This is a genomic window from Psychrobacter sp. M17(2026), from assembly GCF_055699815.1.
The window spans coordinates 2,547,875-2,560,475 of record NZ_CM146741.1; the positions used below are offsets into that span (position 1 = coordinate 2,547,875).

At 41.0% G+C, this 12,601-nt stretch carries 11 protein-coding genes; 3 read left to right on the plus strand and 8 right to left on the minus strand.

Going from position 1 to position 12,601, the window contains the following annotated elements; genetic code table 11:
- Positions 1-114: 114 nt before the first annotated feature.
- Both ftsH and ACR63T_RS10800 read right to left on the minus strand, forming a co-directional pair.
- The gene (gene ftsH, locus ACR63T_RS10795) at positions 115-2,007 is read right to left on the minus strand and encodes an ATP-dependent zinc metalloprotease FtsH (RefSeq protein WP_305898796.1); all 1,893 of its coding nucleotides are present in this window, start codon (positions 2,005-2,007) and stop codon (positions 115-117) included.
- A gap of 271 nt (positions 2,008-2,278) precedes the next feature.
- Positions 2,279-2,911, minus strand: coding sequence for an RlmE family RNA methyltransferase (locus ACR63T_RS10800; protein ID WP_201569995.1), 633 nt, complete (start codon positions 2,909-2,911; stop codon positions 2,279-2,281).
- 283 nt (positions 2,912-3,194) lie between these two features.
- On the opposite strand from ACR63T_RS10800, the gene ACR63T_RS10805 reads away from it, so the two are divergent.
- A complete protein-coding gene (locus tag ACR63T_RS10805) occupies positions 3,195-3,506 on the plus strand; it encodes a YhbY family RNA-binding protein (protein ID WP_201569997.1) in 312 nt (103 codons plus the stop codon).
- 107 nt (positions 3,507-3,613) lie between these two features.
- Positions 3,614-4,348, plus strand: coding sequence for a DOMON domain-containing protein (locus ACR63T_RS10810; RefSeq protein WP_472783997.1), 735 nt, complete (start codon positions 3,614-3,616; stop codon positions 4,346-4,348).
- Positions 4,349-4,472: 124 nt separating this feature from the next.
- Here ACR63T_RS10810 and ACR63T_RS10815 read toward each other — a convergent pair whose 3' ends face one another.
- Positions 4,473-5,198, minus strand: coding sequence for a CHAP domain-containing protein (locus ACR63T_RS10815; RefSeq protein WP_305898799.1), 726 nt, complete (start codon positions 5,196-5,198; stop codon positions 4,473-4,475).
- 247 nt (positions 5,199-5,445) lie between these two features.
- Here ACR63T_RS10815 and ACR63T_RS10820 point away from each other — a divergent pair, with 247 nt between their 5' ends.
- Entirely contained in the window at positions 5,446-5,952 is a 507-nt protein-coding gene (locus tag ACR63T_RS10820) for a hypothetical protein (RefSeq protein ID WP_472783998.1), read from the plus strand.
- A gap of 287 nt (positions 5,953-6,239) precedes the next feature.
- Here the strand turns inward: ACR63T_RS10820 and lpxC are convergent, their stop codons facing one another.
- From lpxC to ACR63T_RS10845, 5 genes are all read right to left on the minus strand, one after another.
- Positions 6,240-7,157 carry a UDP-3-O-acyl-N-acetylglucosamine deacetylase gene (gene lpxC / locus ACR63T_RS10825; protein ID WP_201570001.1) on the minus strand — a complete coding sequence of 306 codons (918 nt, stop codon included), beginning with the start codon at positions 7,155-7,157 and terminating at the stop codon, positions 6,240-6,242.
- Positions 7,158-7,535: 378 nt separating this feature from the next.
- Positions 7,536-8,726, minus strand: a complete 1,191-nt coding sequence (ftsZ, locus tag ACR63T_RS10830) for a cell division protein FtsZ (protein ID WP_472783999.1) — start codon at positions 8,724-8,726, stop codon at positions 7,536-7,538.
- Between the two features lie 113 nt (positions 8,727-8,839).
- Positions 8,840-10,132, minus strand: a complete 1,293-nt coding sequence (ftsA, locus tag ACR63T_RS10835; protein WP_305898802.1) for a cell division protein FtsA — start codon at positions 10,130-10,132, stop codon at positions 8,840-8,842.
- 211 nt (positions 10,133-10,343) lie between these two features.
- The gene (locus tag ACR63T_RS10840) at positions 10,344-11,159 is read right to left on the minus strand and encodes a cell division protein FtsQ/DivIB (protein ID WP_472784000.1); all 816 of its coding nucleotides are present in this window, start codon (positions 11,157-11,159) and stop codon (positions 10,344-10,346) included.
- Positions 11,160-11,556: 397 nt separating this feature from the next.
- A complete protein-coding gene (locus tag ACR63T_RS10845) occupies positions 11,557-12,492 on the minus strand; it encodes a D-alanine--D-alanine ligase (RefSeq protein WP_201573573.1) in 936 nt (311 codons plus the stop codon).
- Positions 12,493-12,601 lie beyond the last annotated feature (109 nt).

Sequence of the window (12,601 nt, forward strand, 5' to 3'; positions counted from 1 at the left end):
CTAAGGCTCTCTCAACTTGGCTTGATTACTAAACATAAACTCAACTATCAGCCACAAAAAAGCCCTTTATGAAAAGGGCTTTTCCTACAAATAAGTTGATGTTAAAACTATACTCTACATCGCAGGTAATGGCGGCGGTATAGCAGTCGTCTTAGTATCATCTTTTGAGAGGTTAATCTCGTTATGCTGATACACTCTTGGTGGACGTGGTGCTTCACCTGCTAAGATGTCTTGCAACTGATCACGATCAATGGTTTCCCATTTCATCAAAGCATCAACCATCGCATGCATCTTATCTTTGTTGGCTTCGATCAGCTCACGGGCGATATCATACTGCTCCTCAAGCATGCGACGAACTTCATCATCGACCTTTTGCTGAGTAGCCTCTGAGATTGAGCGTCCGCCGCCACCAAAGTAACCTTGCGAGCTGTCATCATCTTCATACACCATGATACCAAGCGCATCAGACATACCATACTTAGTGACCATCGCTCGTGCCATTTTAGTGGCACGTTCAAAGTCATTAGAGGCACCAGTCGACATCTGATTGATAAAGACTTCTTCAGCGATACGACCCCCAAATAAAATAGCAAGATCGCTTAGCATTTTAGACTTATACATACTGGTTTGATCGTGCTCAGGTAGCTGCCAAGTGACACCAAGCGCAAAGCCGCGCGGCATAATAGTCACTTTGTGCACAGGATCAGTACCTGGTAGTAGTTCCGCAACTAGCGCATGGCCCGCTTCATGATAAGCAGTAGCACGGCGCTCCTCTTCACGGATGACCATAGATTTACGCTCAGGACCCATGTATAGCTTATCTTTAGCATCTTCAAAGTCATTCATATCGACGCTACGTTTACTACGACGAGCGGCAAACAGGGCAGCTTCGTTCACTAGGTTTGCCAACTGTGCGCCAGTGAATCCAGGCGTACCACGCGCGAGCGAATTGGCATCAACACCAGTGGTATTTGGCAATTTACGCAGATGCACTTTTAAGATCTGCTCACGACCTTTGATATCTGGTAAACCTACTTGCACCTGACGGTCAAAACGACCTGGACGTAGCAAGGCTTTGTCAAGAACATCAGCACGGTTAGTCGCTGCAATGACGATAACACCTTCGTTACCTTCAAAGCCATCCATCTCAACCAATAACTGGTTCAAAGTCTGTTCGCGCTCATCATTACCGCCGCCCATACCTGAGCCACGATGGCGACCTACGGCATCAATCTCATCGATAAAGATGATACAAGGTGCACTTTTTTTGGCTTGCTCAAACATATCACGAACACGCGAGGCACCAACACCGACGAACATCTCAACAAAATCTGAACCTGATATTGAAAAGAACGGTACTTTAGCTTCACCAGCGATCGCGCGAGCTAGTAGTGTTTTACCAGTACCTGGTGGGCCTACCATCAAGATACCACGTGGAATAGTTGCGCCTAATTTAGTAAATTTATCAGGATCACGTAAGAACTCAACCACTTCGACAACTTCTTCTTTAGCCTCTTCACAACCAGCTACGTCATCAAAGTTAACTTTGATCTGATCTTCGGTGAGCATCTTGGCTTTTGACTTACCAAAGCTCATAGGGCCGCCACCTTTACCGCCAGCGCCACCTTGCATATTGCGCATAAAGAACAGAAACAGGCCAATAATCAATAGAATAGGAAAGCTGGCAATTAACAGCTGCATCAATACACTTTGACGTTTTGGCGCTGTACCTTCGATATTGACTTGGTTTTCACGCAATAACGGTAATAGCTGTTCATCTGCTACCGCAGGGCGAATAGTCTCAAATGTTGATCCGTTTTTCTTCTCGCCAGTGATTTGCTCACCGTCAATTTCGATGCTAGCTACTTGGTTTTCTGACACTGCAGTCACAAACTCAGAGTAGTTAAGGCTATCAGGCTCAGTTGACTTATCGAAGCCACTGAATACCAGCACCAAAACGCCGATTACCACCAGCCACAATAAGGTATTTTTTACCATGTCGCTCACTAGTTTCCCCATCCCTTACTTATTGGTGTGTCAGTTTGACACGTGACGTCTGTAACCTATTAGGTTTCATCAGACGACTTTGCTTAAAATAGATAATAAAAACAAAGTTAATATACCATGTTATGTGGTTTTAACCCGCATTATTCAAGCATAAACTCATATTATTCAGTTAACTATTGTAGCAGTTTCAAACGACTGTAGATACTTGCCTACGCTGATGTCATAAGACAAAAAACCCATCATAACCTATTGAAAACATTAAAAATATAAATTATTTGGTTGCTATCCAGAATATCTCTTTGGAGCGCGCACGTGAAGCGGCAGGCTTTATACTGCGTACTTTACTAAAATCTTTTTGCATCTGTTGACGTAGCTCTTGCATGCCTACGCCTTCAAATACTTTCATAATCAAAGCGCCACCACTAGGTAGCGTGGCCAAAGCAAACTCCACTGCCAACTCACACAAGTAAATCATCCGCGGCTGATCCACTGCGCTATTGCCTGCGGTGTTAGGCGCCATATCAGACAATACGACATTCACTTGCTTGTTACCGACCTCGCGCATAATACTGTCGAAAACCTCAGCTTCACGAAAGTCACCCTGAATAAAAGTAACATCAGCTAAAGCGTCCATGGCTAAGATGTCAGAGGCGATAAGTGTACCCTTCTCACCAACTAATTTGCTCGCAACTTGTGACCAGCTACCAGGTGCACTACCTAGATCGACTACGGTCGCCCCTTTAGTAATAAGATTGGTTTTTTCATTGATCTCAAGCAGTTTATAAGCGGCGCGCGCACGATAGCCATCTTTTTGCGCTTTTTGTACGTAATGGTCATCGATATGCTCTTTTATCCAAGCACGGCTACTTTTTGTCAGTTTCTTATTGTCAATGCGGGTGGCCAAAACATTTGCTCCTGTTATACTTCTATAGCTTTACAGCTTTTTGCGAGCTGTGCTATTTACTGTGTGCTGCTCATTGATAGCTAATAGCTTTAAAAGCCTATATTAAGATCGTATTAAAGCATCATTTAACAGCTTTATTAGGCGTGAGCGTTTATAATAGATTCAAGACAATCATTTTAACATCATCATGATTAAAATCGTGCACAATACTGCCGATTTAATCCCAGATATGTTTTAGACAAACTGATTGTTAATTTTTAATTTGATAACGCTTAGGAATTTTATGCAACTCGATAACGCAACTATTAAACGCCTAAAAGGTATTGGTCACGAGCTAAAACCAATAGTCATGATCGGTAATAATGGTGTTACGCCAGCGATCACTGAAGAGATTGATCGTGCTTTGAGCGATCATGAGCTTATAAAGGTAAAACTACCAGCAGGAAGTAAGCACGAACGCGACTTGGTTTGTACTGAGCTAGCGGTTGCTGCTAAGGCTCAACTGATCCACACTATCGGACGTATGGCATTATTACTACGTCAAAATCCGAATGCCAACCCAAAACTGTCAAACTTAGCTCGCCATGCCGAGTAGCTTTAGTTTGACTATATAAGTAGATAAGCAAAGAAGGCTGCGAATGAATATCGTGGCCTTTTTTATCGACTATCATCCTACGTATTAGCTATGAAAGAAAAATTATCATGAGCCAACGCTTCAAACTACAGCTTGCTATGGATGGCTTGTCAATAGCTGCGCGACAGCTCAACATACCTGTAGAGCAGTTACAACTTATCCGAGTTATAGTTGATATATCGCTTATTCAACCGTCAACGCTGGCGCTAACTTATCAAATTCGATTACCCAATAGCCGTCTGGCGAATGTATTTGACTGGCCACAATGGCAACAAGATCAAGTCAGGTTTATCGATTATCTATGGGAGCAAACTTGTCTAGAGTGTTTTATAACGGGCGCTAACCCATCAAGTGATATCGACCAAACCACCCATTATATCGAGATTAATGCGAGTCCCAATGGACGCTACGCGTTATATCAATTTGCAGATTACCGTCAGCCTGACTGTATGCCGCCTGTGCCCTTATATAAAGCTAATAGTGACGAGCAGGCTAGTATAAATTGGATAGCTCATTTACCCTTGAATCGTTTTCTTAACACAAGCTCGCTTAATGTAGCTCAGTGTCCAAAAGTGACGCCCAACTCTTTGTCTGCACTGATGTTCACAGCTGTCTATGACTATAAACGTAGCTTTACTATCGATTTGGATCAATTGCCCCGAAGTTTACTTGCTAAGGGTATTGAGCAGCTGCACCCTTGCGTGATTCTTTACTTTGATAGCGTCGCTTTATACTTTGCAGCAAAGCACGCCTCCCCACCTGATTTTCATCAAAAACACTATTGGACAAACTTTAAGCCGTAAAATTATCATTACGGTCTAAACTACCGTGCATATTGCAAATAAAACCTAAAGCATAAGCATAAAAAACTCAGTAATACCATTCTAAGGCATTACTGAGTTTTTAGAGTGCTACCATCTTAGCTCATTATTCAGCCATAGCTAGATAAATACCACGATCTGAGGCATCATCAACGTATTGAGAATCGCGCCATGTAGTATAGCTATAAGTACCACTATACGGGCTAATGCTCTTCTGACGGAAATCTGATACCCAGTCCGTACCATCAAATATTTGGATATGACCATGTGGACGGCTTGAGGTACGGTTGTAAACAACAACATCACCTACTTGAGGTTGCATATCATTACTGATCTTAGTAAAGCCTGCATTGCTAAGCGTACCGCGAGTGGCATACTGATAAGCTGAAGGATTAGGAGTGAATTCATAACCTGCAGATTGCAGCGCTTTACGCACATAACGTGCACAGTAACCAGAGCTTCTAGAGAGCGCTACGCGTGAAGCACGAGCAGCAGCGATAGCAGGAGCTGAATTGCTATCTGGGATACTATTACTGATTTTTTGCTGGCGCTCATAAGATAAGCGACTGGTCAATGAGGCTAACTGATATTCTTTTTGTTTGGCATGAGCACTAAGGTTATCGATAGCTTGACTAATCTCGTCATTGCTAGAGACATAGGCACCACTATTAGTGCTATATATATTTTTGACAGAACCGTAATTTTGAGAGATAGAGCTATTAGTGATGGTATGACTCAAGGTATTGTTCGGTTGAAAGGTTGTTTCTACAGCACCGTTAGCCTGTGCTATGCCCATTCCCAATACTGACAAAATCAATAAAGCTTGTTTCATAAATTTACTACCTATTGTTAATGCAAGATTGCTCATCATCCATGACGAACATCAATTAATTTAGAGGATATAATCATCAAACAAACATGATAAAATCCTAGGTCAAGCAGTAAGCTCTTTAATCTTCAATGGAACATGGCATCATTACCATCATATTTATCCATCTCACAAATAGCTTACGATATATCTTAAAACCTTGAATAATCAACTCTATGATTATGCAATGCTTAGCAAACGAGTCTTCATCATGTCTAACAAACAACCTAATCAGCTCGCCAAACTTATCGATCATCAAATTTTTGCTGGTAGCGCACTACCTCAAACCCTTGCTGATAACATGCGTCTTTATGTAAAGGCGACTAATGAGCTAAAAGAGCTGTTAATAGACTGTTTACCTGATGAAATACTTGAAAGCTGCTGGGTAGTAGGTCTAACCTCTGAGAAACTAACACTGAGTGTGATTTCTACTACTGCTGCCAACCATATCCGTTATTTACAAAAGTCATATCTAGAAGTGTTAACAAAGCAGTCTTTGACCTTTCAACACCTTAATCAAATTCAGGTGATAGTAGCTAAGACATCTCAACCAAATATGACTTCTCAAGCACTCTCTTCAGTCTTATCGGAATCGTCTAAAGCTCATGAATATAAAGCCCTGACCCCGAACACAAAACGGACTATAGCACAGGCAATAGAGCATGTCACCACTGATAAAAACCTCAAAAACGCTCTTTTAAGACTCATTAATGACTAAAACTTACTACCTTACAATGTAAAGTTATGTAAATAAACTATAAAAAAGCTGACTGAAAATACAACTTTTAGCGGTTTTTATCCAAAAAAAAGTCTGAACACCTTTATATGCATAATATGAATATAAAGGTGTTCAGACTTTTTGCTTCTTCAAGCTCTTATTTTACTAAGGGTTGGAATGGATGATAATCTAGCAATTATTGAAATAATGACAGCAAAATGACAATTATCGCCGTCTACTATGTAATATTACGTAATTGTTGCGATACATCCTGTATATTCGTGTACTTATCCCTTAACCATTGTATTAGTCAGAGGTAAATATTCGATAGGACAGCTTACATTGTCATAAAAAGTTACAATTTCGTAGCAACTTTCATCAGACAGCACTTCCCGAACGAGTAAATTATTCAAAGCATGACCTGATTTATAAGCATTGAAACGGCCCACTATCGGATAACCAATAAGATATAAGTCGCCCAAAGCATCTAAAATTTTATGGCGAACGAACTCATCAGCAAAACGCAGTCCTTCAGCGTTAAGCACTTTTGATTCATCGATAACTATGGCGTTATCCATGCTACCGCCTAGCGCTAGATTGTTCTTACGTAAAGCTTCAATATCATTTAAAAAGCCAAAGGTACGTGCGGAGCTTAACTCTTCGATGAAGTTTTGGGTAGAAAACTGCAATTGTGCATGTTGATGATCTTTGTCAAAGGCTGGATGATCAAAGTCAATTTCGAAATTTAATTCAAAACCATCATAGGGACGAAGCTCTGCCCACTTGTCATCTACCCTCACCTTCACAGGTTTAATAATTCTTAAAAATTTCTTTGGCGCGTCTTGCTCTACAAATCCAGCTTGTAATAACAACCCTACAAAGGGTGAGGCACTACCATCCATGATAGGTATCTCGCTTGCTGATACTCGAATGAGCAAGTTATCAACGCCTAGACCTGCAACCGCGCTAAGCAGATGTTCAACCGTTCCTACTCGAGTACCGCCAAAGACTAGATTGGATGACATCATAGTGTCTTGAACCAAAAAAGCACTAGCTGGAATAGCAACACTATCTTCGATGTCTGAGCGCTCAAATACTACACCAGTATCGACAGGCTGAGGATAAAACTCTAAATTAACAGACTCGCCACTATGCAGACCTGTACCAGTAATTGATATCGCTGTTTTTATAGTTCGTTGATTCATGGCTACTCTCACATATTTTGTTACAATTACCCTAGTGTACCACTAGCCAATAGCAGTTCGCTATAGGCAAAAATTACTGATTTGTTTATTTATTATGTAAACTTATTTAATTGTTATTATTTTTTTAACAATTGAAAGGCATTTATAATTAGTATTAGAAGCTATTTTTTTTGTATGATTTGAATGAATCGTTCCTTATATACTTTAAATTCAATATCATACAAATAATCAAGACAAGAAAAAGCCAGCTCTATATAGCTGGCTTTTTTTCAAAACAAATGACGTTAATAAAAAGTTTCAGTAGCCATTAAATTATTAAATAATAGTTATAAGTAACATTCTTGATAATATTTATGATTTCATTTCTCAAAATCAACTCTATCTGTTTTGCTGGCGTCTCAAATAGTCCTGAATACTATTGGTTTGAGTAGGTCGCTTCTCTTGCTCTGAGCTTGGGCGAGCAACATTATTTTGAAACGACTGCGCCTTTGATTGCTTTTGACTATTTAAAGCACTGGTGTGCAAGTTAGGATCAACCGCTTGATTACTAGTAGCAGAAGGGACTGGTTGTACAGTTTCAGACCCTGATTGCTCATTCAGAGTCAGTCCAGTAGCTATAACAGTGACATGAATATCGTCACCCATATCTTCGTCTATCACTGAACCATAGAAAATATCAGCTTCATCCGTATCAGTAATAGCCTCAACGATCTCACTGATTTGACTAAACTCTTCTAGTGATAAAGATTCAGAAGACATAACGTTGACGATCAAGCCTTTAGCATTCTCTAAACGCAAATCATCAAGTAACGGTGATCTGATCGCTTTTTCTGTTGCTTGACGAGCACGATCATCGCCACTAGCGCGACCGATACCCATCATAGCATGGCCTTTGGCGGTCATCGCTGTACGGATATCGTTGAAATCAATATTAATGACGCCTTTGCTCGCGATAGTCCCAGCAATACCTTGTACAGCATGCAACAACACATCATCTGCCTTTTTAAAAGCGTCTTGCATTGAGATGTTACCGTAGATACTCATTAGCTTGTCATTGGGAATAGTGATAATAGAGTCGACAAAATTGGTAAGCTGCTCAATACCAGCTTTAGCTGCTTTGATGCGCTTACCGCCTTCAAACTTAAAGGGTGTGGTCACTACAGCAACAGTAGGTACTTCCATCTCTTTAGCAATACGAGCGATAACAGGAGCTGCACCTGTACCAGTACCGCCACCCATACCTGCCGTAATGAATACCATATCCGCGCTTTCGAGTAAGCTGCGAATCGCATCCTCTTCACTCTCAGCGGCTTCACGTCCTACTTCAGGGTTAGCACCCGCACCTAAGCCACGGTTGCTCTTGGCACCGAGCTGTAGTTTATGCGGCGCAGTCAGACGATCAAGTGCTTGTTTATCTGTATTAGCGCAGACAAACGTCACTCCTTGAATACCTTGCTGTACCATGTGCTCAACGGCATTACCGCCGCCACCGCCGACCCCGAATACGATAAAACGAGCTTGACCATTAGATTGCGAATGATTGTCATCTGGCATGGTGTATTTTGACATAAATAGGTTTCTCCAGTTGCAGATAGCATAATGATCGATAGGTAATGACGCCTAAAAAACGTGTTATCGACTGACTATATGTAAATATATTAAATAAAATAAAGACTAATTGTCTACAAGATTTTTTTGAGCATACTATTAAAGCGTTGACCAACACCGCGAAATGCATTCTTCACGCGTTTTTGCTCAGCCGCTTCCGGCTCACTTTGCTCACTATGACGAAACTGCTCACTTTGACTATATAACAAAGTACCAAAAGCGGTCTGATAAGCACGATCGTTGACTTGCGTATTCAGCTGTTTGAAAGAGTCTTCATTTTCAAAGTGGTTATAAGCGCTGATAGCAGGATGAGTATTCGTCATTACTACTGGCATCTTTAATAGCTTTTTAGCGAAAGGAACCATGCCTTTTATAGCACTACCACCACCTGTCAATACAAAACCGCGATCAATATAATGTAGCAGATCGGCATCATGAAGCTGACGCACTATTTCAGTAAATATTTGCACATAACGCGCTTCAATAATCTGCGCTAAACTATAAGTATGTACATTCAGAGCATCTGCCGCTCCCTGCGTCTTATAAAGAAAGAACACGCTAGGATCTATACTAGGCACATCAACAGTACCATGTAATTTTTTTAGCTTTTCAGCCTCTATCATAGAAATACCAAAATCTGCTGATATATCCATGGTCACCGCATGACTACCGCTTGGCACGCAATGAGTAAAAATTAATTTGTTTTCTTTATAGACACAAATACTAGTTGTGCTGGCGCCAATATCGATTAAGCAGACGCCTTGCTGACGCTCTTCATTTATGAGGCTGTATTCAGCACTGGTTATGGCATCAAAAACCACATGATCAACACCAACATCACAGCTTTGCAGTAGTTTTTGAATATTTTGGCGACTGACCACTGGTAGCATCATCATATGATACATAACGGTGATGTCTTTAGCCAACATCTCCATAGCATCATCAACGATAGTGTCCTGCTCATCGACATAGATGCCTTGTTGACAGCAATGCATCAAATAATAGTCAGGAGGTAAGTCCTTGGATTTGGCATTAGACAAAGCTTGTACCATATCTTTTGCCGCGACTGTACCGTCTTCAACAGCGACTTGTCCTATACTGTTTTTACTGGATAGCTCAGGTGTTGATAAAGTTAACCAAACGCTGTGCACCCGACAATTAGCAGTATCTTCCGCGTCTTGAATAGCTTGTTTGATGGCGCTTTGCAGACGTTCACGATGTATGATCTTACCTTGATAAAAGTCATTACTTTTGACTTGTCCAACACCCATAATGCGAATGTCTTTTTCGGACACAACACTACCTATCACCACATAGACTGCAGTGGCACTTAAATGAACAACGACTAGATTTTCAGTATTTTTCATGTTACCAGACAAATTATCATAAAACAGGAGACCATATGACGTCTCCATTAAATCATTAAAACGAACGTTTAAAGCCTTTAGAATAGAGCAAACTTATTTACAAATAATAAATCTAACAATTCAGTCATTAACTGGGTGTTATATAGCGACTATTATTATAGATATTATATAAAAACAAAAGTATAAAAATCCAAAACTTAGGCCATAAATATTAAGGCAAAGGTGCTACAGCTTCTAGCACTGGTTCTGCATTAAGCTCAACATTATGCCAAGCGATAGTAAAACCATTCTTATAACGCAAATCTACTGACTGAATGTTCTCACGACGACTGCTCAATTGACTTGCTAACAGCTGACTGAGATTAAGCAGTTTTTGCGCCGTATTTTCGTTATCGACAATCACTCGCAAACCATTATCAAAACGTATTAGCCAAGTCATACGTGGCGTCAAAATAATATCTTCTACCTGCATGTCCAAAGGAGCATACCAGTCATTTATCTGCTGCATTTGCTGCATAATAACCGGTGCTTGACTCACCTCACCTTGCAGATTTGCAAAACTTTGCTGCGTCAAATCCTTATTATCTACTGGAACAAAAACCTCGCCTTTAGCATCTACTAAGCGCTCAGTGCCAAAGTTAGCAACAGCTTGTTTGGGTAAGGCAGTAATCACTATGCCCTGTTGCCAGTCACGAGTGACACTCACTTGATCGACCCAAGCCATACCTAAGACGATATCACGTAGAGCTTGCAGGTCAGTCGTAAAAAAGCTACTGACTATCTGCTGATCCATCGCTTGCTGTAAAATCTGATTTTGACTGACTGTCAGACCTTTAGTACTTACCAGAACTGCTGCTGGCGGTGCATCGCGTAGAGCCTTGGCACCCATCAGTAATATCAATAGTAACAAGCCGATAACCAATGCTGTAAAAAAGTACTTAGCAGATGTTGGTAGAGAAAATCTAGACTCTTGGCTAAGACGATCATCACTCATCAAGTCACCCAATTCATTGACAGCTTGAGTCATGATAGTAGTCGTCCCTATATTGCTTTAACTGTAGTGTGTATTTGTTTCTGATTATTCAATATTAAAACATATAACTGATGCTATAAATTCCTAACTAAAACAACCTAAATATAAGGCCTGTCATTCTGAAATCAGCTGACATTAAAGCTAGTAAAATATAAAAACTAAATCAGTCATGACTATTGCTAGGCTTTGATTTTATGGTAAATATTAAAAATTGGCATATCATATGCTTAACTATTAAAATAAGTCAATCGTTATGAAATAAATTTCTAATCTCAATCTTAATGTTAACGTATTTTATCGCTAAACAATAGCTCAAGCCGCGCTAAGACTATTGAATTTACACAAGTTTACATGTTGCTGTTTTATAGCAGCTTCCCTGAGACATTATAGATCAGACCGTTTGCGCTAAAATATGCCAGCATAAGTGCTCAAAATCCATACCGCGAGCTTTGGCTGCCATCGGTACTAAGCTATGACTGGTCATACCAGGTACAGTATTAATCTCAAGCAACCAAAAATTACCCTGCTGATCCTGCATGGCATCGACTCGGCCCCAGCCTTTGGCATCTACTGCCCGAAAGGCTGCAAGACTCAAAGCCTGCAAGTGTTGCTCCTCACTCACGCTCAAGCCACAAGGTATGTAGTAGCTAGTATCATTGCGATTGTACTTGGCTTCAAAGTCATAAAAGTTAGTGATATCGGCAGGCTCTAGGCGAATAACAGGATAGGCTTCATCGTCAATAATAGCGATGGTAAATTCGCGGCCCGTAATCCAGCGCTCAGCCATAACTGCATCGCCGCAGCCAATAGCCGTTGCATAAGCGGCTGGCAATTCATCAAGATGATTTACTTTAGTCATGCCGATGCTAGAGCCTTCATGCACAGGCTTTATAATTAAAGGCAATCCGAGCATATTGACCACTTGCTGCCAGTCTGTATCAGCGCTTAGTAGTGCAAAAGGCGCGGTTGAGAGCCCGCAGCCTTGCCATAACTGCTTGGTACGTACTTTATCCATGCCTAATGCTGAAGCCAATATACCAGATCCCGTTTGTGGAATATCTAGCCATTGCAACATCCCTTGTAGGACGCCATCCTCACCGCCACGACCGTGTAATACATTAAATACTCGATCATAATCGCGAAGCTCGGTAATGTCTTGGTGCTTAGGATCAAAATGAGTAGCATCGACACCTTTATTCTGTAGCGCTTGCAATACCGCTGCGCCACTGTCTAACGATACACTGCGCTCATTACTACTACCACCATATACCACAGCGACTTTGCCAAAGACACTAGCGTCTTGTACTTTGCTATCAGTGATAGACATCAGGCGTTTAGGATCTGCTTGACTAGTATGACTTTCACTCTGCTCAGTTTGTGCAGCAGTCGCTAAAGCGGGCTCTGGGTTCTCTATTGCTGCTGTAAGCTTATCAGTG